Genomic DNA, 22,991 nt, shown 5'->3' with positions numbered 1-22,991 from the left:
TTTGGGGTTATGCTATTGTTCTATATTAGAAATTATATTTTAAAAAAGAAGCTTTTTTGCTCTTAATTTATTGCTATTATTTTTTAATCTTAGAATGTGTTAGCTAGTTCCAGTATCCACATATTAGATGTACTAGCTCAAACCCGATCTGACAGTTACCCATTTTTTAGTGTGCCTGTCAGGTTAAATTTGAGCTAAATTCTTCTCAGCCCAAATTCGCTTCCCATCAAGTAGTGTTGCTAGTGGTGTGCGACCACAGCACATTTTTCCCTGGTGAGTTCGTTCAGTATTATAGAATTTCAGCCAAACGTCTAGATCAGCTTGTAATTCCTCTAATGTGCTATACAACTTTTTCCTAAAGGTTACTTGATAAAACTCCTGCAAGATTGTCTTATGGAAACGCTCGCAGATCCCATTTGTTTGCGGGGATGCTGCTTTTGTCTTGGTGTGATCAATATCATTGATGGCTAAATACAGCTCATAATCATGTTGTTCGACCTTGCCGCAATATTCCGTACCTCTGTCTGTCAGGATACGTAGCATTGGTAGATCCTGTGACTGATAAAATGGCAGTACGCGATCATTCAATAGATCTGCTGCTGTAATCGGTGTTTTCGTTGTATAGAGCTTACAATGTACGACTTTGCTGTAGGTGTCGATGAATGTTTGTTGATAGATTCGACCAACACCTTTGAGATTGCCAACGTAAAATGTATCTTGTGCTCCAAGATATCCTGGATGGTGTGTTTCTATTTCACCACAAGCAACATCATCTTCATGTTTACGCTCAAGCGCAGTAATTTGATGATCATTTAACTCAATTCCATCTTGTGCCACCTTGGCTTCTAAAGCTTTCAATCGCTTTTTAAAGTTCTCTAAATCATGGCGTAGCCAAATTGAGCGAACCCCACTACCTGAAATGAATACCCCATTTTTACGTAATTCATTACTAGTACGGTGTTGACCATAAGCAGGATATTGAATTGCGAAATCAATCACAGCTTGTTCTGTAGCATCATCCACGCGGTTTTTTAGATTCGGTACTCGTCGGGATTTATTGATGAGTGATTCAACATCACCTGATTCGACAAGTTCCTGATAACGGTAAAAGGTATCTCTAGAGACACCCATGACCTTACAAGCTCTGGATACATTCTGAAGTTCTTCAGCTAAATTGAGTAAGCCTACTTTGTGTTTGATGATTTGATTGTTAGTATGCAACATAAGAAAGTTACCTTTGTTTGATTAAGATTCGACACCTTTATCAAAACGGGTAACTTTCTCTTTTTCAAGATCAATGTCTGATCAGATCTGAACTAATACATATTAGAACAGTTAAGTAAAATTCTGAATTACATGATTTTTCACTTTGAATCTGCAAAATAATACTATGACAGGTGTAAACTTGTCTGTATTCAAAGCATTTATAAAAGAAATACCTTTATGCAGACCGAGCAAGGTGGAGTTTTCTTCTGCGTACCAGATAGAGATATCCCTTTAGGGACTAAACTTTTATGAATTTTAAGATTTAGAAAATCTAAAATCAATATAATACAAATACTGCTTATACGAAGCCCTGACATAAAATCAGGGCTTTAGCTATTTCAATCTTAAATTTCAGCAAAAGCCTATTCACCTTCAGAACAATACTAATTACGCCATTGCTACTTTTCAATTAACTTGATTTTCCCATTAGCATGGATCTCAACCTCTGTATTACATCCTTCTTAATCCAGCTCTGATGAAGTTTGTAAAAACTTTGTCACCTGCTCGCGGTTTTGATTTCCCCATTCACAAAGTGGAATCAGCGCTTGTACAAGTGTTTCGCCAAAAGCTGTAAGAGAGTAATCAACCATTGGCGGTACACACTTATAATCATGTCTATTAAGAACATTGATTGCGACTAAGTCTCGTAACTGTTGAATCAGCACTTTTTCACTGATGCCTCCAACACTTCTCTTTATTTCAGAAAATCGTAACGGTCCGTTCTGAAGATGATACAGGATTAAAGGCTTCCATTTACCACCCATAATTTTTAAAGAAATATCTAAACCGCATGATGTATCCATAATAATCTTACACTTACCTTTTGGTAGGTTCTACTCTTTAAGTAACCTCTTGTCTATACTTCTTTTTGTCCAATCGATCTATGTGATACGGCATCGGTTGGCAGAATCCAGACTTAAAGGAATATATGATGCAGAATGATCTTGAGATAATTAGAGAATTATACAATGCAGCTGAAGGTAAAACCCTTGACCTGAATAGGTTTGTTTCATTCTTTTCAGATGAAGGATACGTTCTGAATGTTCCTGCTGAAATGGAATTTCGCGGGAAAAATATTGCTATGGTAGCAAGTGGTATGGCTGCAGCATTTCCTGATGTTCATCGTGAAATTTTTAGTACGTATGCTATGAATGGTATCGTTGTCGTTGAGCTTGCAATTCGTGGTACACATACAGGAGAACTCGTTACACTTGAAGGAACGCTTGCGCCAACGGGGAAAACGATAGATGTTCCTTGCTGTGATGTATTTCATATTGAGAATGGAAAAATAGTTTCTTTCCATTGCTACAATGCTGCATCGATCATGCAGCAGCAGTTGAGCTAACTTAGATAGATGATATAAATATTTGAGTGTTGAATATGTAATCAACTATGCAAAGTCTGATCTGCAAGCTCAAAAATGAGACTGTTCTAATGTTTTAAATAGATTCTTTATTCCGGATTTCTTGATTCAGTCTGATTATTTTATCTTGGCAGATTACGATTTTCTAAAATTAAATCATAAGAATAAAGAAGCCCAGATACGAGATCTGGGCTTCTTTATTTTATTAAGTCAGACAAGCCTTTATTTCAAATGTTTCTGAAGTTCAGATCCAGCTTGAGATATAGCAGTTTTTACGGTTGGCTCATTGCTGAGTGGGTTTAGTAGACCATAATCATGGATCATACCGTTATAACGGGTAACGGTTACAGGTACACCGGCTTTATCCAAATGACGTCCGAATGCTTCACCTTCATCACGTAATACATCTAACTCAGCAGTTTGAATCAATGTTGGCGGGAAGTCTTTCAGCTGCTCATTGCTGGCGCGAAGTGGAGATGCCAGAATATTGTTGCGGTCAGATGCTTTAGTGGTGTAATTATCCCAGAACCATTTCATCATATTTTTGGTTAAGAAGTGATTATTGGCGTAAGTGTTATATGACTCATTATCAAAGTTTGCATCAGTCACTGGCCAAAGCATTACATTGTAACGGATTTTTGGACCGCCGAACTGCTTCGCTTGCAGCGCTACAGAAGCAACCATGTTACCGCCTACACTGTTACCTACTAATCCTAAACGCGTACCATCCACCCCGATTTCTTTACCGTGCTCAGCCACCCATTTAGTTGCTTCATAAGCCTGGTCAATCGCGACCGGGAAGTGAGATTCAGGGGAAGGCGTGTAATCCACATAAACCGCTGCAGCGCCTGATTCACGCACCAAATCTCGGATCAAGCGTTCATGAGTAGGGAAGTCGCCCAGTACCCAGCCACCACCATGGAAGAACATGAAGACAGGCAGCATTCCTTTAGTGTTTTCAGGTTTCACGATTTTCAGCTTGATGCTTTGACCTTTAATCTGAATCGTTTTATCAGAGACTTGAGCAGGAGGAAGAACAACGCCTTGCTGAGCTCCAATAAGGACCTGACGAGCTTCTGCTGGAGACATTTGTTCCATAGGCTTGCCATTACCTGAATTTAAGACATCAAGGAACGCTTTAACACCTGCAGTTGGTGCTGGAGCATTAACAGGTTGTGCTGATGCTGCTGCAGATGCGAATACGGCAGAAGTTAATAAAGCAGATACGATTTTCATGGCGCTAACTCACTATAACGTTCGAGAATTTTTTTAAGCAATGTGCTGGTTTCTATCCAGGAGCTGATTTCTTTGTTTAAATCACCTCCTGCTTAACCTTGTGTACATAATACTTGCATGCAAGTTACTTTTGGTCAAGAATTATTTATAATATTTTTTTAGATACTTTTTGAATAGGTTGATAAAATTATGAATAACAGTATCTTAGACGGGCAGCTTTGTTTCTCTTTATACTCTGTATCAAATGCATTAACCCGACAGTACCGTCCATTCCTGAAAGAATTTGATCTGACTTACCCTCAGTTTGTCGTTCTTTTGGCCTTGTATGACCAAGATAATATTTCTTTAAAAGAGCTTGGTGAGAAAACTTTATTTGACTCAGGGACATTAACGCCACTGGTACAGAAACTTGAAGCTAAAGAATTCTTAAACCGGGTATCGATCGCTGAAGATGAGCGGGTAAAAAAGGTCATCCTGACGGATAAGGCAAGAGAGTTGAAAGATCAAATTCTGGATATACCGAATCAGATGCGCTGTTCAATGCGGATGAGTGATGAGGAACTAGCGACTTTAAAACAACTTTCCAAGAACCTATTGCAAGATTTATAAGAATCAATTTTTTAGAAAAGCGGATGCAGTTCACATTGGAATCTGAGCATCTAGTGAAATCATCAATTTCACTAGATGCTCTGCAGAGCTATTTAAACGGATGGTGAATTGAGCTGATTTAATGCTGCAATCACGTCATTAGGCAGTTCCAATTCAGTTACAGCAAGGTTTTCATGTAAGTGCTTAATTGATGACGTACCTGGAATGAGAAGAATATTTGGAGAGCGCTGCAATAGCCAGGCTAAAGCAACTTGTATGGGTGTAGCACCGAGTTGATCCGCAACATTCTGTAACGTTGAGGATTGTAGTGGGTTAAAACCGCCTAATGGAAAAAATGGTACATAAGCAATCCCTTGCTCTGCAAGTTGATCAATTAAGGCATCATCCTGCCGATTAGCAATGTTATACATGTTCTGAACACAGACAATAGGAGCGATGTTCTGTGCTTCAGCCACTTGTGTGTGCGTGACATTGCTCAGTCCAATATGCTGAATTAAGCCCTGATGCTGTAATTCAGCCAGTGTTGTCACTTGTTCTTCAATAGAGCCTTCTGCCAGTGAAAAAGGATCAAACATTGCCCTTAAATTCACCACATCTAAAACATCAAGTTTTAAATTTTTGAGATTGTCAAGGACTGCCTGAATTAATTCTTCTGAGGAAAAAGCGGGTAACCAGGATGCATCATCGCCACGTTTGGCACCGACTTTTGTCACAATGGTTAAGTCATCACGATAAGGGTGTAATGCCTCCTGAATCAATTGATTCGTAATATGTGGACCATAGAAATCACTGGTATCAATATGGTTTACACCTAATGCCACGGCTTCACGGAGTACATCGATTGCTGCCTGGTGATTCTTGGGTGGACCATACACTCCAGGACCGGCCAGCTGCATTGCGCCATAGCCAAGCCGCTTAATCGTAAATGTTCCCAGTGTGAATGTACCGCTTTTATCAATATTCATTTCAGACCTGCTTGATTAATATTCTTAAGATCAGTACAAATATATGAAATATCCTTCAGTTTTTGAATTCGCATTTATGAACGCACCAACAAATGTGTTAAAGCCAAGAAAATCACCCGTTCAGGCCCGGTCGACTGCGACAGTTGAAGCGCTACATACAGCAACCATTCAGGTTTTAACACGTGATGGATTAATGCGGTGTACAACTACACGTATTGCAGAAAGAGCTGGGATGTCGGTAGGCAGTTTGTATCAATATTATCCAAATCGGGATGCGCTGCTGACTGCTGTGCTGGAGCTGCATTTAAACAATATTACAGGCTGTGTAGAAATGGCATGCCAAGAGGGCATGGGAAAACCAATTGCAGAGTCTGCAGCAATCTTGGTTTCAGTATTTTTACAAGAAAAATTTAAGAATCCTAAAGAGTCAAAAGCTTTATATAGTATTGCAGCCGAACACGATGGTTTAAGGCTGGTTGTAATGATGAGAAAAAGGATTGTGAGTGCAATCGGAGATATGCTGCAAACAGCGCCAGATATTCATATTCATGATCCAGAACTTGTTGCACAAATAGTATTAGGCGTATTGGATGGTCCTGCACGCGCCATACTTGAAGGGCTGACGACACACCAAGTGGAAGAAAATTTATCTGACCAATTGATTTTATTGTTAAGAGGGTATCTACAGCAGTATAAAAAGATATAACAATGAAAAATGTCGATCTTATTGATATAGCCCGTTAATGAACCTTACGATTCAGTGCGGTACCGTCACGCGACACATAAGTTGTCATTTGCGACACATAAAATGTCATTGATAAAAAACCGCCATATTGATTGGCGGTTTTTTTTTATTAATAACGTCATGAAGTATGTAAGCTCACATAATTCTCATTATATTACCTTTAGGAATTACTAATTAATCTATGTTTCTTGTACATTTGAAATACTTAGCATTAGATTACTTAAATCGCTTTTACCTTTAGAAGCTAAAGCCGTAGCTACATTTAAAATATCATTTTTATTTCTATTTTGACTTAATTTGAATTTTCCAACTAAGTCGGTAATCTCGATTTGTATTCCTACAATATGCTTCATTCTTTCACTAATAAATTCAGATGGTGCATCTGTCATTTTCCAAGGAACATCTTGATTGGATTCATGTTCTCTAGTAAGACGAGCTAAAATACCTCTTAATACTTTTTCATCTTCAATAATCCTAGCTTTACCTTTTGCATGAATAACTACGTAGTTCCAAGTTGGAACAACTTTATGATGTTCAAATTTTCCTACATACCAATTAGGAGAGATATAAACATCATCAATGCGAAATATTACAAGTACATCAGCATCATTCTTTAAAACTTCAGCCAAAGGATTCTGTCTCGATATGTGAGCCAATAACTTACCAAAATTACCACTATCAGACACTATCTCAAAAGGAAGATGATTAGCATCTAACTCACCATTAGAATATGTAACGACATAACCGAAAGGATGTTTTTTCATTAAATCATGAAGAAGTTCTAGTCGTCTTTCTTCAAAATGAGGGGGTAAGTACATTAGATTCTTTCTATAATTTTGAGATTGTATTACATCAAATTAATGTAACTGACGGCTAACTATCAACCCCTATTTAATATAGTAGACTGTTGATGGAAATTCATTTTTTAGAAAATGACATTAATTGTGTCGCAAAACTTTAAAAATGACAGCTTATGAGTCGCAACTCTTTGTCATTATGTGTCGCAAAATCTTATAAGTATTTAATTTTTAATTACTGGTTATGACAAACAATGTGTCGTTTGAGGGGTACACGCGTATGTCAAATTTTTCTTCAGCCATGGCTTCAGCTTCCGTTTCTTCATCAGCAATCAATGCCGTGTCCAAATTTTCATTTTACATAGCTGTTGCAGATGAAGCCGGCATTTCATCCTCGGGTAGCGTTTCGCTTAAATCCGTTTGCATAAACTTCTGGGTTTTTGGATCAAGCTCTGCCTGTGGCTGATCAGTTTGCTGTTTGGCCTTATCTTGTGAGGGGCTGCAAGCACTGAGCAAAGCTATCGATAAGCAGGCAGTGGTCAATAATTTTATATGGGTCATGTCATTCTTCTTGGTCGGCCCTCTGTCTCAGTTTTTCCATGTATTGAACTTTTTGCGTTGTTCAATGGATAGACAGAATAAGTCAAGACAGAGGAAAGCGGTGTATGGACCTGTGCTAAAGCGAGCTGATTATGCGGGGGTATTGCCCCTAGAGCACTCGCCAGAGCGCGTTTTAATGGTCAAGCATTACTTGGTTCAGTAGGGGCTTTAATCTTCATTACAGCGGCTGTCACGGCTTCAGCTATGGCTTGAGGTTATTCATCAACAATGGCGCTGTAGGTCAATTTGCCATGTGCGGTGTAGAAATAGACTTCCTTGATTTCGTCCGCTGTACAGCCTTTCAAGAGCAGATTGAATTTATCACCGTAGTAGGTTCGCTTAGGAAATTCGACGGTGTACGGTTCAACGCCAGTGACCTTGCAGTTGGGATTGTCCATTTCCACCTTATCCAGCACATCGTCAATTTCAGCAAAAATGTGTAAGCGGGTGGTATCCAAGACCGTCTCTGTGCGCACCTTAAATCCAACATAAGCTTCGGCAGGCCTAAACTTCACTTCAAGTGCTTCACCGGGCAATAGCTTTCTTTTCAGTTGCGGCGGCGGAATATCGATATTCTCAGCCCCTGCATAAATGCTGTCCGGGTCATAGCGATCATGCGCGATGGCGGCTGCTTCGGCCTCGCGCTCTTTTGCCTCATCTTTCGTAGCGCTGTCCTCAGGTGAAACGGATTCATGTGCGCTATCGGCAGCTGAAGCTGGGCTTTCAGGTGTTTTGCTGCAGGCGGTGAGCAGGGTAAAAATTGCAGCCGTGATGATCATTTTTTTCATGGCGGTATGTCCTTTAAAATCGGGAAGGCGGATAAATCCAGTGGGCTTGATTACGGCTGTGCAAACTGGGTGCGCTGCACATACTTCAGTACGCATAAGCCTTTGACATACAACCAGCGGTCATTGCCGTTCTCAGCGTGATAATCAAAAACCTGATAAGCAAAGTCATCCAGATCCATGAGTTTCTGTTCACGTAAATCTTTGCCTTCCCGAATGAGCGCATTCAGATCACCGCTATAGATGAAATAGCGCAAAGGGTCATCTTTGGGGATGACTTGCCATTGTCTGCTGAGTGCTACAAACGCATTGCAATTGGCATTTCCCTCACAGCGTTTCACTGCAGGTGCGGTAGACGGATCATTGACCAGCGCCATCACCTGCGCCATGTCTGCGTGACTGAAGACGGGTGCGGTTAGGCAGGCTGCAATCACCCCGGATTGCAGAAAATTCTTGATCTGTTTATTCATTAGAATCGTTCCAAATTATTGTTGTTGAGCATGTTTTTAATTGAATGACGTTACTTGAACATGGACACCGGCCAAACAATGGCTTTGCCGAGGTTGTAGGCGTAGCTTCGGTCTGCTGTCGCGCTGCAGCCTTTTAAGTAGGCTGAAAACAGCAGGGCAATCAGCAGGTAAACCCCAATCAGATAATGTTTGATTTGCATATTCGCACCCCTAGCGAGATTGGCAGTATTGAGCAGCGTGCAGCATCTGTTCACCGAAATCTGCAGGCAAATCCAGCTGGCTGACATTCTGTTCACTGAGTTTTTGCATCACCTGCGTTGAATAATGTGTTTCCAGTCGGTCATAGACACAGGAGCAGGTGGAACGGTCTGTGCCGCCGGATTGGCATCCTGCATAAATTCACGTTTGGATTTGCTTTCGCAGCCTGCTGACACGGCAGCCGCCAGCAGCGCAATGCCCAGTAAGGACAGGCGATCAAAAAGAGACATCGTAATTCTCATCATAAATAGAGGATGATCGGCGTCTGATTTTAAGGAGGTACAGGCGATGACATGGTGTTAGGGGCGTGGCGGTTTATTCCAGCCAGCCAGTTCAACCAGGAGCCAGAACAGCAGCATCATCAGCAAAAAGCCAATAACAGCCGGGCCCAGCCAGACCAGTATCCCAATCATTAAAATCAATCGTGCAATGATCTTCATGGCCAAAGCTAGGCAGAAGAACCGTAGAGTTTAGGCTGATGAGAAGGAATAGGGATGCTGCAAACAGCGGATAAGAAAACAGTCATGATTGACTCCTTTGGCTATAAAGAAGTTTCACCACATCACTGCTAAATAATGGTGGCGAAACGAAAAGGGGTTAGCAGACTGATAGCCAAAGGATCAGCACACCCAAAGGTGTCCCCCTCCCGTTCCGCCGCAAAGGAGGACACACAGGGTTGCCCACCAAAAAGATAGACTTTTTAGTGTGCTTGGCTAAACGGTCTGCTAAAACCGACTGGCAATGTAGGCCAGCATGTTCATCATAATGCCAAGCGAAAAGCTGGTCAATTTCATTTCTTGCTGATTGAACGGTGTGAGCATAAAAAATCAGCAAAAACAGATTGTAAATAATTTCAGATACATAACACCTGAATGAAACCGAGGCTGAACTTCATCACTTGAATGATGAATCCGCAGTTGATGCAAATAGATACTTTCAGGAGTTCTTTTTATGCCGTATCGAGATTTTGATCAGATGGAAGATGCCATGTTCCCGCAGCGTGAACCGATCAAGCCAATGATGCAGAGCTTAGGTCTCAGCAATGCACCGACCACTTTAGCTGTGCTGGGCATGTCGTTGGCAAAGTCATTGGGCTATTCACCTTTCATCGGTGGTGTTGCTGGCGCGATGCTGGGCGGAGTGATTCTCGTGATTGCCGAGCAGACGCAGGCATCCAGCCGTCCGCCTTTTAACAAATAGCACTGGCTCATTTTTCACATTTTCATCAATTTCAATTTCAATTTATTCATTATTTACTAACAGGATTATTGTATGGCACATCAACTGGAACAAATGGCCTATGTCGGCCAAACCCCTTGGCATGGTCTTGGCAACCCGCTCACCCAAAACCAGCCGATTGAAGTCTGGGCACAACAGGCAGGTATGGACTGGCGCATTGAATCGTCCAATGTCAGCTATATGGCGCAGAATGAACGTGGGCAAAGCATCATCATGCCTTATGAAGAGCAACGGGTGTTATACCGTTCGGATACCCATGCACCTTTATCTGTGGTCAGTCAGCGTTATCAGGAAGTACAGCCTGCTGAGGTGTTAGAGTTTTACCGTGATTTAACCGAGCAGTCCGGCTTTGAACTGGAAACTGCAGGCGTACTGAAAGGCGGAAAGAAATTCTGGGCTTTGGCGCGTACAGGACAAAGTGCAGCACTCAAAGGCAAGGATGTCAGCAATGGCTATATGCTGCTGGCAACCGGGTGTGACGGCACACTGGCGACGACAGCGCAATTCACCTCAATCCGTGTGGTGTGCAATAACACCTTGGCGATTGCTTTAAAAGGGCAGAGCAGCAGTGCCGGTGTGGTGAAAGTGCCGCACAGCACCCGCTTTGATGCCCAAAAGATCAAACAGCAGCTGGGAATTTCCGTCCGTGCATGGGATGAGCATATGTACGAGATGAAACAGCTGAGTCAGCGTAAAGTGACTCAGACTGAAGCAGCCGCTTATTTTGATGCTGTGTTTAACAATGCCAGCCTGAGTCCGATAGAGCAGGATGAAGGCATTATTCAGTTCTACCGCAATGTAGCCACCCAAGCCAATTCAACCAATAAAGCTGAAAACAAGACTGAACCGAATGGTCGTGCCATGTCGAAAGTCATGACCATGTTTAACGGACATGGCCGCGGGGCAGAACTCAGCTCAGCCAAAGATACCGCATATGGCCTGCTGTGCTCGATTACGGAATTTGCCGATCACGAGCGCCGGGCAATGAGTCAGGATCACCGTCTGGATTCAGCTTGGTTTGGTGCGGGTGCTGGACTGAAGCAGCGCGGACTGGAACAAGCGCTGCGTATGCTTGCCTAAGCTCAGCAGTCCTCAGTTCGATTAATTAGCCTAAGTACTACCAAACTAAGTCAAATATTTTCTTTTCACTCATGACCCAAATATCTAGCTCTTAAAGCCGCGTCTTCGGATGCGGCTTTTTTATGCCCAAAATTCAATACAGAGGAATTCACAATGAATAGCGTATCAAATCTATCTGCAGCATCTGTACAGCCGAAACCGTTTAGTGCACCCAAGTTCTTCAGCGCCAAACGCTTTGTCGATACCAAAAAGCTCAGTCAGGCTGAATGGCTGGAAATGCGCAGGCAAGGCATCGGCAGCAGTGACTGTGCCGCAGCTTGTGGACTCAATCCCTATATGTCGATGCTGGAACTGTGGATGATTAAAACAGGACGGATAAAGCAATCCATTGAAGATGAAAGTGAAGGTCATGCACCGCTGTATTGGGGCAAGCGCCTCGAGCCGCTTGTTGCCGAGTATTACAGCATGCATACCAACTATAAAGTCCGCCGGGTGAATGCTGTGCTGCAGCATCCTGACCCAGACAAGTCTTTTATGCTGGCGAACCTGGATTATTCCGTAGTAGGTGATGCAGATGTGCAGATTCTGGAATGCAAAACTGCAGGAGAATACGGCGCCAAGCTGTGGCGGGATGGTGTGCCGCTGTATGTGTTGTGTCAGGTACAGCATCAATTGGCAGTGACTGGGAAGAAGGCAGCGCATATCTGCGTACTGCTCTGTGGACATGAAACACGGATTTTTAAAGTGACGCGCAGTGAATCGGTGATTCAGCATATCGTCAATGCAGAGCGTTACTTCTGGGACTGTGTAGAAAAGGACACCCCACCTGATGCAGATGCATCAGCCTCAGCTGCCAAAGCCTTACAACAATTGTATCCAGAACATGTGCCACTGAGTACCACGGATTTATCGGAAGACACTCAGGCCAACCAGCAGTTTGAACAGCTGATTCAAGCGCGCAATCAAATTGATAAGCATCAGGAGCAGTTTGATCTGCTGAAGCACCAGCTGCAGGCCAGGATGCAGCAGGCTGAACGCGCCACCTTTAAAACAGGTTCAGTAACTTGGAAAAAGTCCAAGGACTCGATCAGCTTGGACAGCAAAGCTTTATTGAAACAGCATCCAGAAATGCTTAACCAATTCCCGCAAAGCAAGCAGGGCACACGGCGTTTCAATATTTATTGCCATGATGCGTAAAGCCGCGATTCAAATAAGAGCATATCTGCAAAAAAGCGCAAAACAGCCCCCGCTCCCTGCAAGCACCGAAGTACTTGCAGAGAACAAAATGGACTGAATTGCGCTGATATTTATGCATTTGAATTAGAAGATGAATGATTTCTACATATCAACCAGACAAGCGTAAATAATAACTTTGAGGACAGCAGCATGATTAAAGGTTTAGCCATCACCCCGCCAATTTTAGGGCGGATCAGCATTGGTAAAGTAGTTGAAAAGAACGGCAAGCGTCTGCCGGAAAAAGATGACCAATTCACCATTACTAGCCAAATTCAGAATAAAGATGGCTGGGTCAAACATCCATTAGATGAACAGCTGCGGGCTAAAGTACCCAATCAAAAACTGCGAAGCATTCCAGTACGTATGATCTTTAATGATCCTGAACTTAATTTGAGAGCCGAATATAGTTTGTTTGACCGCCAGACAGGCAGGCCTGTCTGTGTGGGCAATGGTGAAACTTGTCAGCGGTTGACCAATCAAGGTGTGGAACAGCATCCATGTCCATCACCGGATTTATGTCCTTTGGCTCAAGGGAGTATTTGTAAGCCTTATGGGCGATTGCATGTCAATTTAGATGAATCGGATGAGCTGGGCACATTCATCTTTAGAACCACAGGCTTTAACAGTATTCGAACTTTGGCGGCTAGACTGAGCTATTATCATGCCGCATCGAATGGCTTGCTGTCATGTCTACCGTTACAACTCACCCTTCGAGGTAAATCCACCACACAAAGCTATCGTCAGCCCGTGTATTACGTGGATCTAACTTTAAGGGATGGTGTCAACCTTCAACAAGCCATTCAAACAGCGAAAGAGATTGATCAACAAAGTAAAGCTTCAGGCTTTAATCAATATGCTTTAGATCAGATGGCACGGCAAGGTTATGGCAATGCACGGTTTGAGGTGAATTTAGAAGAAGGATTGGACTTGGTAGAGGAGTTGTATAAGGATGAGCTTGTTGAGGCTAATCAGGTGGAGTTTGATTCAAAATCTAAAGTTGAGCCTAAGTTCCATCAGGGAGAGGGTATTGTACAAGAGATTCAGAAAAGCTTGCAGCAGAATGTACGGGTTGTAAATTAAAAAAACTTAAAGAGAACAGAGAGTTCTCTTTAATTTATTTATTTTTTTTTGCTTGTATTAAAAAATAAATAAGATGATTGAACCTAATACCAAGCGATACCAAGCAAAAACTTTTAGAGTATGTTTTTCTACAAATTTAACCATGGCTTTTACCACAAGCAAAGCTGCGATGAATGCGGTTACAAAGCCTACGGAAATATTCAATAAATTTTCTGAAGTTAAAACATCAACGTTGCGAAATATGTCATAAGTAGCGGCACCAAGCATTGTTGGTATGGCAAGGAAAAAAGAAAATTCAGTAGCTGCTTTACGTGATAAACCCGCCAACATCCCCCCAATAATGGTTGCACCAGACCGTGAAGTCCCCGGAATCATCGCAAGACATTGAACCAAACCAATAACAATGGCCTGTTTGAATCCAATATTGGTTGCCTCAATGGTTTGGACTTTAAAATTTTTAGCTTCTACAGCAAAAATTAACAGTGCACCAATAATCAGTGCAGATGCAACAACCGAAGGACTGAATAAAACTTGTTTAATAAAATCAACAGCTATAACTCCGATCACTACTGCAGGAATAAATGCAATGAAGACATTTATCGCAAAACGTCTCGCATGGTAATCACCTGATATAAAACCATGTAGTAGATTAATAATTTTTTTACGGTAGAGCCAACAAACGGCTAAGATTGCGCCCAGTTGAATGACAACTTCAAAGACACGGCCTGAGTCTGAATGAAAATCAATTAAATGGCCAAATAAAATTAAATGACCAGTACTGGAAATGGGTAAAAACTCCGTTAAACCTTCTATAAAACCTAAAAATAAGGCTTTAAGTACTGAAATTATATCCATAAATAAAAGTGAGTCACAGAATAATAATAGCGATCACTTTTAAGATATTTTTCTGCATTTATAAATGCACTGAGCCAAATTTTTACGCTTTCTTTACGCGGTATCCAAAGTTATGGATAGAGACTTTACGGTTTTATTTTTCATACTAGATAGTGGAATATCCCAATGCTTAGGATGAAAAACATGAGTGCGGTCATTCACGCGCATCAGCAGGTACAGCATCAAAAAAATTGCGTTGTACAAAACAATCAAAATATATCTTATTTCAACTTCTTTAAGCAGATTTCAGCTCTGAAACATAGGAGTGAAATGCCATGTTAGAGTTTGCTTTGCTTTTAGCCATCGTCTTTGTTCTGGCTTATCCCTTGGGTAAATACCTCGCAGCGATAATGCACAACCGCGAGATGAAAATTGATCCTCTATTCAATTGGATTGAAAAGCCCATTTACGCGGTTTTAGGAACCAATCCCAAACGGGGAATGAATGTCAAAACCTATTCATTCAATTTTGTCATGAGCTGTGCGGTGATCGGTTTGGTGACTTGGATTCTATTTATGGTTCAAGCCAGCCTGCCGCTGAATCCAAACCATGCACCGAATATGTCATGGGATTTGGCGCTGCATACCATGATTTCATTTTTGACCAATACCAATCAGCAGCACTATTCAGGACAGGCGCAACTGTCATATTTATCGCAAATGGTTGGCATTGTCGGCTTGCAGATCATCACGCCGATGATGGGGCTCGCAATGGTGGTGGCAACAGTACGAGCACTATTTTATAAACAATCCAATGTGCTTTCTGAAACCGATAAGCAAACCAGCTTTAAGCATAAAGTGCAGCAAATTGATGTCGGCAACTATTGGGCTGATGTGATTCGTCCGACATTCCGCTTTTTGATTCCTTTATGCATGGTTTGGTCATTGCTGCTCACTAGCCAAGGTGTGCCATCGACTTTTCAAGGCGGACCAGAAGTTCAAGTCATCGATCAAAGCAGCGAATTAACAGCGCAAAAAATACCTTTAGGCCCAGTTGCACCAATGGTGGCGATAAAGCAATTAGGTAGCAATGGTGGTGGCTGGTATGGTCCGAACAGCAGTGTACCTTTGGAAAATCCGACACCATTGTCAAACTTTCTAGAAATGCTTGCGATTTTACTGATCCCTGTTTCGGTGATTTTCATGCTGGGCTTTTTCACCAAACGCGCCAAATTCGCTGGCTTTGTCTTTGCTTCGATGCTGCTGATGTCGATCATTTCCGCAGTCAGCGCTATCTGGTCAGAAAGCCTTTCATCGACGTCAACATTGCTTTCAGTCATGGAAGGTAAGGAAGTGCGTTTTGGCGAAGCATCTTCTGCCTTGTGGTCAGCGGTCACCACCCAAGTCAATAACGGGTCTGTGGATATGATGCACGATTCATCTGCTCCGCTCACAGGCATGGTGCAATTGTCCAATATGCTGATCAATGCCATTTGGGGCGGAATTGGCTGTGGTTTGCAGCAATTCATTATTTATCTGTTTTTAGCGGTCTTTATTGCTGGCTTAATGACAGGGCGTACTCCAGAGCTGTTTGGACGGAAAATTGAAGCCGGTGAAATCAAATTGCTCGCTGTGGTGATTCTGATTCAACCCATTGTCATTCTTGGTTTAACGGCAATAACCGTATTTTTCCCTGAATTGACGGGCAACAGCAATCAACAATACCACGGCATTTCCCAAGTGTTGTACGAATATGTCTCTGCATTTGCCAACAACGGCTCAGGCTTTGAGGGGCTGGCAGACAATACCGTATGGTGGAATGTCACTTGCGGTATCGCTTTATTGCTCGGCCGTTTCCCGACCTTGATTATTCCTTTAATCATCGCTGCACGTTTAGCTGCTAAACGCCAAGCGCCTGAAAGCAGTGGCAGTTTAAAAGTTGAAACGCCAACATTCGCACTAACGTTAATCGCAATTGTGGTGATGTTGACCTTATTGCAATTTATGCCAGTCCTGGTCTTGGGACCAATCGCTGATCATCTGTTATTGGTTCAAGGTTAAGGGTGAGTACAATGAATCATTCAAAACACGCTGTTCAAACACAGCAAAACACCATAGCTTCAACCTTATTTCAAGCTGAAGCGTGGAAAAATGCTTTTATTAAACTGCTGCCGCAGCATGTGATTAAAAATCCAGTGATGGCCATCGTTTGGCTTGGCACGCTGATTACACTGATCAGTACAATTCTAGGTCAATCTAGTTTGGTTTTTGGTTTCTTGGTGACGTTGATTTTATTTGTGACGGTTCTCTTTGCCAATTATGCCGAAGCGGTTGCTGAAGCCAAAGGCCGCGGACAGGCGTCATCACTGCGTCAAGCTCGTCAGAATTTGACGGCGCGCCGTATCCATTCTAAAGATGATATGGATGGGGTGCAGATTTCAGCGGCTGAATTGAACATGCATGACTTGATTGAAGTGCGTGCAGGGGAATTGATTCCCGCAGATGGTGAAATAATTCAGGGCTTTGCCACGATCAATGAAGCTGCAGTAACAGGTGAATCTGCGCCGGTACTCCGTGAAGCGGGCACAGATAAATCTGGGGTGATTGGCGGAACCAAAGTCTTAACAGACCGGATCATCGTGCAAGTGACCGCAGAGGCGGGGAATAGCTTTCTCGACCGAATGATTGCTTTAGTCGAAGGCTCAAACCGTCAAAAAACACCGAATGAAATTGCCTTAGGTATTTTACTGACCGTGATGACTGTGACTTTTATAATCGTCGTGGTCAGCCTGCCGTTGATTGGACATTTCCTGAATATGGAAATCAGCCCGATTTTATTGGTGGCGCTATTGGTCTGCTTGATTCCAACCACCATTGGCGGCTTATTGCCAGCTATTGGGATTGCAGGGATGAACAGAGCGCTCAAAGCCAATGTGATTGCCAAATCAGGCAAGGCGGTTGAAGTTGCAGGCGATATAGATGTTTTACTACTCGATAAAACAGGAACTATTACTTACGGTGACCGTCAGGCGACCGCTTTTTATCCATTAACAGGAGTGACGGAGTCTGAGCTTCGCCAAGCGGCGGTACTGACTTCTTTGGCCGATCCAACACCAGAAGGTAAATCGGTGGTGGCTTTGGCCAAAGAGCAAGGTGAAAGAGTGGCCGAGCCTGAACAGGCTGAATTTATCGCTTTTAATGCTTCAACACGCATTTCAGGTCTTAACTTGGCGGATGGTCATCAAGTGCGTAAAGGCGCTATGGATGCCATTCTTAAATTCGCTTCGCAAAACCTTGAAAATCATGCCGAACTGAAAGCGCGCGTAGAACAAGTAGCTTCAAAAGGGGCAACGCCGCTGGTGGTGGCCAAAGACCATCATTTGCTGGGGGTGATTGAACTATCGGATGTGATTAAGCAAGGCATTAAAGAAAAATTTGCGCGCTTACGTGAAATGGGCATTAAAACTGTGATGGTGACCGGAGATAATCCGCTCACAGCAGCGGCCATCGCTGCCGAAGCTGGTGTGGATGATTATATTGCTGAGGCCAAACCTGAAGATAAACTCACTTGTATTCGAACCGAGCAAAACAAAGGGCACTTGGTCGCGATGGTCGGCGATGGCACTAATGATGCACCAGCGTTGGCTCAAGCAGATATTGGCTTAGCCATGAACTCGGGAACGCAAGCAGCCAAAGAAGCAGGCAATATGGTGGACTTAGATTCTGATCCAACCAAATTGCTATCTGTGGTTGAAATAGGCAAACAGCAGCTGATTACTCGCGGTGCATTAACCACCTTTTCCTTGGCAAATGATGTATCAAAGTATTTTGCAATTTTGCCGGCATTATTCGTCGCGGCAATTCCGCAAATGCATGTGTTAAATGTCATGCAACTAGGCAGTTCTGAAAGTGCCATCCTGTCTGCGCTGATCTTTAATGCGATCATTATTCCTATGCTGATTCCAATTGCACTGCGCGGTGTGAAATTCAAACCTTCGACATCTACCCAATTATTGCGCCGCAACATGCTGATTTATGGTGTGGGCGGGGTGCTGCTACCGTTTATTGCCATTAAAGCGATTGATCTGCTGATCAGTCCAATCTTGGCCCTATAAATTTTTTGAGGATGACAAAGTGAATATGCAAAATCATCAATTGGCAGACTCATCATGGGGTGAGAAACTGCGCGCTTCGTTTGGAATGACCATCATTGCTCTAGGCTTATGCGGCTTTGTATATAGTGCTGCTGCAACCAGCTTAGGACAAATGCTCTTTCCAAAACAAGCCAACGGCAGCTTGATTGTCGAAAATAATCAAGTGATCGGTTCACGCTTAGTGGCACAGCCTTTTGCCCAAGTTCAATATTTCCATCCGCGTCCATCTGCCGCAAATTATGATCCTATGGCGATGGCCGGAAGCAACATGGCGAGAACCAATCCTGAACTGCAGAACGCCATAGAGGAACGGCTGAATCGAATCGCAGCGAAGGAACAGATTGAAAAATCTAAAATTCCTGCGGATCTGGTCACCGCTTCAGGCAGCGGCATCGACCCTGAAATTAGCGTGCAATCAGCCATGATTCAAGTGAAGCGGATTGCCCATGCACGGCATATGCCTGAACAGAATGTCGAAAAACTGATTCAGTCGCATACGGTTCAGCCGATTTTTGGGATTTTAGGGCAGGCACGTATCAATGTGCTTGAATTGAATTTGGCTTTGGATCGGGGCGGGAAGTGATATGAATGGCTTGAAGATTAAAATATAGTGATTGAACGCTATTAAATAATTTGAATTAAGTTACATACGATTGTTGGGCGAGGGGGGTGTTCTAAACCTCCGCCCAACGGCGGCCTCTATATCGCCCAGCAATAGCCAAGCTAATTTTAGACGTATTAAAATGAATTTAAAAAACATCTTTTAAAGCAATAAATAAAGATTACTTCTATGACAGATCAACGAACCAATAAAGCCGATGTTTTGCTGCAACATACCCAGCGTTATCAGTCTGGGCGACTGACGATTTTTTTAGGCGCAGCTCCGGGTGTGGGGAAGACCTTTGCCATGCTGGTTCGCGCACATGAGCTAGCGCTACAGGGCATCAATATCGTCATTGGCTATGTAGAAACGCATGGCCGTAAAGAAACTGAAAATTTAATTTCTGGTTTAGAGATTATTCCGCGCAAGGCTATTGAATATCAAGGGCAGCATCTGGAGGAAATGAATCTGGATGCTGTTTTGGAAAAAAAGCCCAGTATTGTTTTGGTGGATGAGTTTGCCCACACTAATATGCCCGGCAGCCGTCATGAAAAACGATGGCAAGACATCAATGAAGTATTAGATGCTGGAATTGATGTTTTTACAACCATGAACATTCAACATTTGGAAAGTTTGAATGATGTGATATATCAAATAACAGGGATTCGTGTCACTGAAACCGTGCCAGACCGGGTATTCGGACGGATTCGAGATATCCGCTTGATTGATTTGCCTGTAAATGAGCTGTTGGAGCGCTTAAACCAAGGAAAGGTCTATGTGCCTGAGCAGGCCGAACAGGCCTTGCAGCGATTTTTCAACAGCTCCAACTTAACGGCACTGCGTGAACTGGCAATGCAAACTGTGGCCAATTATGTTGATAATGATGTACGCGAAAATTTCGCCATTCAAGGGCTTGCTCAAATTCCCTTAAAAAATCATGTCTTAATTATGATTGATGGCAAAGGGCATTCTGAAGCTTTAGTTCGGACTGGATGCCGTATTGCCGAGCATCGTGCGGCAAACTGGACAGTTGTTGCTTTTTCTCATGATACGCAAATCATGAATAAACAGGAAAACTCGCAAAGCCGTGAAATTGAACGGGCTTTAAACTTAACGCGTCAAATGGGCGGAATGACTGAAGTCCTTCACGGCCAGCAACATGCTAAAACTTTATTTGATTATGTGATGGACCGCGGCATTTCAACCTTGGTTTTAGCACAAGCGGCTCCGCAAAAGTTTTCGCTGAATTTAAGGCTCAATTTGATTGATCAGTTGTTGCAATACCGGCCCAGTTTTGAACTCAGTATTGTGCCGATTATTGCAGAGAATAAGCATTTGTCCTTTTTCACTCAAAGGGCATTCTTGTCGCTGAGAGAAATACAGTACGTACTAGCCACCACGGTCATCAGCATTGTGATTGCAAGCTTAGGGGAAAAGTATTTAGGGATTGAAGATCTTTCGGTGATTTTTATCACCGCTGTGGTTTTTGTGGCATCAAAAACACGGATGCTGGCTGCAGCTTTTTCAGCCATCCTGTTCTTTCTAGCTTATAATTTTTTCTTTATTTCCCCGCAATTTACATTTCAGATTTCTGCACATCAGGGGATTGTCACCGTGGTTGCATTTTTGGGCGCGGCTTTAATTTCGAGCCGATTAGCGTCACGTTTGAAAGAACAGGTGACTGCACTCAAAACGGCGAACAGTTATAACAGCATTATGCAGGATTTAGGGCAGAAGCTGTCCACAGCATTAGATTTGGCACAAATCAAGGAGATTGCTGAACATAGCCTGAGTAAAAATCTCAATGCAGATGTCTGGCTGTATTTCCCAGATACTGCAGCAACTCAAGCATCATCCACTATCATGAGTAATAAAGAAAAAATTTCAGCCGATTGGACATTCAAAAACCATCAACCGTCCGGTCGCTTTACCCAAACCTTGACGGAAAATGAGTGGTGGTTTTTGCCCTTATTGGCTTCCAAGCAATGCTTAGGCGTGGTGGGGTTGAAACTTAAAGATGTGCAAGCAGTAATCAATACGGAGCAAAAACAGCTCGCTGAACTCATGGTAGAGTATCTTGCGCAGGCGATTTTCCGCACCCAGCTGACCAAGGCTTTGGAAATAGCCAATGTGAATTCTGAAACGGAAAAATTGCGCTCGGCATTATTATCATCCGTATCGCACGATTTACGCTCGCCTTTGGCGTCGATGATTGGAGCAGCGGATACTTTGAGCACTTACCGCCATTCCATGAATGAAAATGATCAGGACAGCTTGCTGGAAGCGATTCATTTAGAGGGGGAGCGTTTAGACCGCTATATTCAAAACCTACTGGATATGACCCGTTTAGGCCATGAAGGCTTAAGCTTGAAGCGGGACTGGATTGGAGTTGATGAACTGATCGGTTCAGCAGTGCGCCGTTTAAACCGTTATATGCCAGATGCATTGGTTGAAGTGCATGCGCCTCAAGAATCTTTGAGTTTATTTGTACATGCCGCCTTGATTGAACAGGCCATTTTTAATGTGCTGGAAAATGCCGCAAAATTTTCACCAGAGAATAAAGCTGTGATGATTGAGGTGCAGCAGGTGAATGAAAATGAGATCGAAATTGCCATAACTGATAAGGGGCAGGGTATCCCGGAAGGTGAGCGGGAACGCATTTTTGACATGTTTTATACCATGCAGCGCGGTGACCGCGGGCAATATGGTACAGGCTTGGGCTTGACGATTGTGAAAGCGATTGTGGGTGCGCATATGGGGAAAATCATGGCATCATCAGGCAAGAACAATCAAGGAACATGTATCCGCATACAGCTTCCTATTCAGCAAATTACTTAAAGCATCTAGCAGCTTTTAGGTGGGAAAATGCCAGAACAGAATGAATCAGCCAGCTCCATGACCAATGTCTTGATTATTGATGATGAAAATCAGATTCGAAAATTCTTGGATATAGCACTCAGAGCGCAAGGCTATAAAACGCTTTTGGCTGAAAATGGCCAAAAGGGTTTGGAACTCCTAGCTTTGCAAGGCGCGGATTTAGTGATCCTCGATTTGGGTTTGCCAGATTTGGATGGTTATGAGGTTTTGTCTGAGCTTCGCACATGGTCGCACGTTCCAGTGATAGTGCTGTCTGTGCGGGCAAATGAAGAAGAAAAAGTGAAGCTGTTGGATGCTGGCGCAAATGATTATGTGACCAAGCCGTTTAGTGTTCAGGAGCTGATGGCGCGCATTCGTGTACTGCTTAGGCAGCATCAGCATAGTACTGTTTATACGGCAATTTTTGATGATGGCGTATTAAAAATCGATTTTTCCAAACGGCAGGTTTTTTTAAATCAACAATTGCTCTCCTTAACGCGCAAAGAATATCAGCTGCTGAATTTATTGGCGAAAAATAAAGGGCAATTGATTACCCAGCCGCAAATACTGAAAGAGCTGTGGGGGCCAACGCACCAAGAAGATACGCATTATTTAAGGATTCTGGTTGCTAAATTAAGAGTGAAGTTAAATGATAATGCTGTGCAGCCTAAATATATTATTACCGAACCAGGAGTAGGATTGAGATTTTTGAATATTTATTAATATAAAATATGTCATACATTTTATATTAGTCATGTTGAATTTTATTTTTTAAAATTATTTTAAAATGTGTTTGTTTTATAATTTTAATGATGAAA

The 22,991-nt window shown here is 42.8% G+C and carries 23 protein-coding genes and 1 pseudogene; 13 read left to right on the top strand and 11 right to left on the bottom strand.

The features are described from left to right. Positions 1-183 precede the first annotated feature (183 nt). Together FB6_RS10970 and FB6_RS10965 are read right to left on the bottom strand one after the other, a co-directional pair. Positions 184-1,224, bottom strand: a complete 1,041-nt coding sequence (locus tag FB6_RS10970; RefSeq protein WP_174560035.1) for an IS481 family transposase — start codon at positions 1,222-1,224, stop codon at positions 184-186. Positions 1,225-1,727: 503 nt separating this feature from the next. Further along, positions 1,728-2,069 carry a winged helix-turn-helix transcriptional regulator gene (locus tag FB6_RS10965; protein WP_174560034.1) on the bottom strand — a complete coding sequence of 114 codons (342 nt, stop codon included), beginning with the start codon at positions 2,067-2,069 and terminating at the stop codon, positions 1,728-1,730. A gap of 128 nt (positions 2,070-2,197) precedes the next feature. Between FB6_RS10965 and FB6_RS10960 the strand changes: the two genes are divergently transcribed. Next, complete coding sequence (locus tag FB6_RS10960) at positions 2,198-2,611, top strand: ester cyclase (protein ID WP_174560033.1); 414 nt, start codon at positions 2,198-2,200, stop codon at positions 2,609-2,611. Between the two features lie 240 nt (positions 2,612-2,851). On the opposite strand, the gene FB6_RS10955 is transcribed toward FB6_RS10960, so the two are convergent. Continuing rightward, on the bottom strand, positions 2,852-3,865 hold the full coding sequence (locus tag FB6_RS10955) for an alpha/beta hydrolase (RefSeq protein ID WP_174560032.1): 1,014 nt from the start codon (positions 3,863-3,865) through the stop codon (positions 2,852-2,854). A 186-nt stretch (positions 3,866-4,051) separates the two neighbouring features. Here FB6_RS10955 and FB6_RS10950 point away from each other — a divergent pair, with 186 nt between their 5' ends. Then, positions 4,052-4,474 carry a MarR family winged helix-turn-helix transcriptional regulator gene (locus FB6_RS10950; RefSeq protein ID WP_438819971.1) on the top strand — a complete coding sequence of 141 codons (423 nt, stop codon included), beginning with the start codon at positions 4,052-4,054 and terminating at the stop codon, positions 4,472-4,474. Positions 4,475-4,566: 92 nt separating this feature from the next. Here the strand turns inward: FB6_RS10950 and FB6_RS10945 are convergent, their stop codons facing one another. Beyond that, complete coding sequence (locus FB6_RS10945; RefSeq protein WP_174560030.1) at positions 4,567-5,439, bottom strand: aldo/keto reductase family oxidoreductase; 873 nt, start codon at positions 5,437-5,439, stop codon at positions 4,567-4,569. A gap of 43 nt (positions 5,440-5,482) precedes the next feature. Between FB6_RS10945 and FB6_RS10940 the strand changes: the two genes are divergently transcribed. Beyond that, positions 5,483-6,145, top strand: coding sequence for a TetR/AcrR family transcriptional regulator (locus tag FB6_RS10940; RefSeq protein WP_254592232.1), 663 nt, complete (start codon positions 5,483-5,485; stop codon positions 6,143-6,145). Positions 6,146-6,363: 218 nt separating this feature from the next. Here the strand turns inward: FB6_RS10940 and FB6_RS10935 are convergent, their stop codons facing one another. From FB6_RS10935 to FB6_RS16735, 6 genes and pseudogenes are all read right to left on the bottom strand, one after another. Continuing rightward, positions 6,364-7,002 (bottom strand): FMN-binding negative transcriptional regulator, encoded by a 639-nt coding sequence (locus tag FB6_RS10935; protein WP_174560029.1) that lies wholly within the window; start codon positions 7,000-7,002, stop codon positions 6,364-6,366. 336 nt (positions 7,003-7,338) lie between these two features. Beyond that, the gene (locus FB6_RS10930; protein ID WP_174560000.1) at positions 7,339-7,542 is read right to left on the bottom strand and encodes a hypothetical protein; all 204 of its coding nucleotides are present in this window, start codon (positions 7,540-7,542) and stop codon (positions 7,339-7,341) included. A gap of 254 nt (positions 7,543-7,796) precedes the next feature. Beyond that, entirely contained in the window at positions 7,797-8,369 is a 573-nt protein-coding gene (locus tag FB6_RS10925) for a hypothetical protein (protein ID WP_174560028.1), read from the bottom strand. Positions 8,370-8,419: 50 nt separating this feature from the next. Next, positions 8,420-8,836 (bottom strand): hypothetical protein, encoded by a 417-nt coding sequence (locus FB6_RS10920; RefSeq protein WP_174560027.1) that lies wholly within the window; start codon positions 8,834-8,836, stop codon positions 8,420-8,422. Between the two features lie 50 nt (positions 8,837-8,886). After that, complete coding sequence (locus tag FB6_RS10915; RefSeq protein ID WP_174560026.1) at positions 8,887-9,036, bottom strand: hypothetical protein; 150 nt, start codon at positions 9,034-9,036, stop codon at positions 8,887-8,889. 10 nt (positions 9,037-9,046) lie between these two features. Further along, positions 9,047-9,324: pseudogene (locus FB6_RS16735) on the bottom strand (hypothetical protein). 63 nt (positions 9,325-9,387) lie between these two features. Between FB6_RS16735 and FB6_RS16660 the strand changes: the two are divergent. The 5 genes from FB6_RS16660 (at position 9,388) to FB6_RS10890 (ending at position 13,729) form a co-directional block, all read left to right on the top strand. After that, the gene (locus FB6_RS16660; RefSeq protein ID WP_302476193.1) at positions 9,388-9,510 is read left to right on the top strand and encodes a hypothetical protein; all 123 of its coding nucleotides are present in this window, start codon (positions 9,388-9,390) and stop codon (positions 9,508-9,510) included. Between the two features lie 535 nt (positions 9,511-10,045). Next, positions 10,046-10,294 carry a hypothetical protein gene (locus FB6_RS10905; protein ID WP_174560025.1) on the top strand — a complete coding sequence of 83 codons (249 nt, stop codon included), beginning with the start codon at positions 10,046-10,048 and terminating at the stop codon, positions 10,292-10,294. Between the two features lie 72 nt (positions 10,295-10,366). Further along, positions 10,367-11,413, top strand: coding sequence for a DUF932 domain-containing protein (locus tag FB6_RS10900; protein ID WP_174560024.1), 1,047 nt, complete (start codon positions 10,367-10,369; stop codon positions 11,411-11,413). A gap of 153 nt (positions 11,414-11,566) precedes the next feature. After that, the gene (locus FB6_RS10895; protein WP_174560023.1) at positions 11,567-12,610 is read left to right on the top strand and encodes a YqaJ viral recombinase family protein; all 1,044 of its coding nucleotides are present in this window, start codon (positions 11,567-11,569) and stop codon (positions 12,608-12,610) included. Positions 12,611-12,799: 189 nt separating this feature from the next. Next, positions 12,800-13,729: a recombination directionality factor gene (locus FB6_RS10890; protein WP_174560022.1), complete on the top strand. Its 930-nt coding sequence runs from the start codon at positions 12,800-12,802 to the stop codon at positions 13,727-13,729. 57 nt (positions 13,730-13,786) lie between these two features. On the opposite strand, the gene FB6_RS10885 is transcribed toward FB6_RS10890, so the two are convergent. Continuing rightward, on the bottom strand, positions 13,787-14,584 hold the full coding sequence (locus tag FB6_RS10885; RefSeq protein ID WP_004281622.1) for an undecaprenyl-diphosphate phosphatase: 798 nt from the start codon (positions 14,582-14,584) through the stop codon (positions 13,787-13,789). 314 nt (positions 14,585-14,898) lie between these two features. Here FB6_RS10885 and kdpA point away from each other — a divergent pair, with 314 nt between their 5' ends. From kdpA to FB6_RS10860, 5 genes are all read left to right on the top strand, one after another. Then, complete coding sequence (gene kdpA, locus FB6_RS10880; protein ID WP_039908909.1) at positions 14,899-16,623, top strand: potassium-transporting ATPase subunit KdpA; 1,725 nt, start codon at positions 14,899-14,901, stop codon at positions 16,621-16,623. A gap of 11 nt (positions 16,624-16,634) precedes the next feature. Beyond that, complete coding sequence (gene kdpB / locus FB6_RS10875; RefSeq protein ID WP_174560021.1) at positions 16,635-18,677, top strand: potassium-transporting ATPase subunit KdpB; 2,043 nt, start codon at positions 16,635-16,637, stop codon at positions 18,675-18,677. 19 nt (positions 18,678-18,696) lie between these two features. Continuing rightward, the gene (gene kdpC / locus FB6_RS10870; protein WP_174560020.1) at positions 18,697-19,299 is read left to right on the top strand and encodes a potassium-transporting ATPase subunit KdpC; all 603 of its coding nucleotides are present in this window, start codon (positions 18,697-18,699) and stop codon (positions 19,297-19,299) included. A 207-nt stretch (positions 19,300-19,506) separates the two neighbouring features. Beyond that, positions 19,507-22,155 (top strand): sensor histidine kinase, encoded by a 2,649-nt coding sequence (locus FB6_RS10865; RefSeq protein WP_174560019.1) that lies wholly within the window; start codon positions 19,507-19,509, stop codon positions 22,153-22,155. 27 nt (positions 22,156-22,182) lie between these two features. Further along, a complete protein-coding gene (locus tag FB6_RS10860; protein ID WP_121531928.1) occupies positions 22,183-22,896 on the top strand; it encodes a response regulator in 714 nt (237 codons plus the stop codon). The last annotated feature ends 95 nt before the right edge of the window (positions 22,897-22,991 follow it).

This window comes from Acinetobacter bouvetii (genome assembly GCF_902753875.1).
GTDB classification, from domain to species: Bacteria; Pseudomonadota; Gammaproteobacteria; order Pseudomonadales; family Moraxellaceae; genus Acinetobacter; species Acinetobacter bouvetii_A.
Note: the sequence above shows the minus strand (reverse complement) of the source record. Positions and strands in the feature narration are given on the sequence as shown.

Bases quoted from the DNA above. Each gene is read 5' to 3' on its own strand.
- FB6_RS10970 (WP_174560035.1), bottom strand. From the start codon at position 1,224: ATGTTGCATACTAACAATCAAATCATCAAACACAAAGTAGGCTTACTC.
- FB6_RS10965 (WP_174560034.1), bottom strand. From the start codon at position 2,069: ATGGATACATCATGCGGTTTAGATATTTCTTTAAAAATTATGGGTGGT.
- FB6_RS10960 (WP_174560033.1), top strand. From the start codon at position 2,198: ATGCAGAATGATCTTGAGATAATTAGAGAATTATACAATGCAGCTGAA.
- FB6_RS10955 (WP_174560032.1), bottom strand. From the start codon at position 3,865: ATGAAAATCGTATCTGCTTTATTAACTTCTGCCGTATTCGCATCTGCA.
- FB6_RS10945 (WP_174560030.1), bottom strand. From the start codon at position 5,439: ATGAATATTGATAAAAGCGGTACATTCACACTGGGAACATTTACGATT.
- FB6_RS10940 (WP_254592232.1), top strand. From the start codon at position 5,483: ATGAAATATCCTTCAGTTTTTGAATTCGCATTTATGAACGCACCAACA.
- FB6_RS10935 (WP_174560029.1), bottom strand. From the start codon at position 7,002: ATGTACTTACCCCCTCATTTTGAAGAAAGACGACTAGAACTTCTTCAT.
- FB6_RS10930 (WP_174560000.1), bottom strand. From the start codon at position 7,542: ATGACCCATATAAAATTATTGACCACTGCCTGCTTATCGATAGCTTTG.
- FB6_RS10925 (WP_174560028.1), bottom strand. From the start codon at position 8,369: ATGAAAAAAATGATCATCACGGCTGCAATTTTTACCCTGCTCACCGCC.
- FB6_RS10920 (WP_174560027.1), bottom strand. From the start codon at position 8,836: ATGAATAAACAGATCAAGAATTTTCTGCAATCCGGGGTGATTGCAGCC.
- FB6_RS10915 (WP_174560026.1), bottom strand. From the start codon at position 9,036: ATGCAAATCAAACATTATCTGATTGGGGTTTACCTGCTGATTGCCCTG.
- FB6_RS16660 (WP_302476193.1), top strand. From the start codon at position 9,388: ATGGTGTTAGGGGCGTGGCGGTTTATTCCAGCCAGCCAGTTCAACCAG.
- FB6_RS10905 (WP_174560025.1), top strand. From the start codon at position 10,046: ATGCCGTATCGAGATTTTGATCAGATGGAAGATGCCATGTTCCCGCAG.
- FB6_RS10900 (WP_174560024.1), top strand. From the start codon at position 10,367: ATGGCACATCAACTGGAACAAATGGCCTATGTCGGCCAAACCCCTTGG.
- FB6_RS10895 (WP_174560023.1), top strand. From the start codon at position 11,567: ATGAATAGCGTATCAAATCTATCTGCAGCATCTGTACAGCCGAAACCG.
- FB6_RS10890 (WP_174560022.1), top strand. From the start codon at position 12,800: ATGATTAAAGGTTTAGCCATCACCCCGCCAATTTTAGGGCGGATCAGC.
- FB6_RS10885 (WP_004281622.1), bottom strand. From the start codon at position 14,584: ATGGATATAATTTCAGTACTTAAAGCCTTATTTTTAGGTTTTATAGAA.
- kdpA (WP_039908909.1), top strand. From the start codon at position 14,899: ATGTTAGAGTTTGCTTTGCTTTTAGCCATCGTCTTTGTTCTGGCTTAT.
- kdpB (WP_174560021.1), top strand. From the start codon at position 16,635: ATGAATCATTCAAAACACGCTGTTCAAACACAGCAAAACACCATAGCT.
- FB6_RS10865 (WP_174560019.1), top strand. From the start codon at position 19,507: ATGACAGATCAACGAACCAATAAAGCCGATGTTTTGCTGCAACATACC.
- FB6_RS10860 (WP_121531928.1), top strand. From the start codon at position 22,183: ATGCCAGAACAGAATGAATCAGCCAGCTCCATGACCAATGTCTTGATT.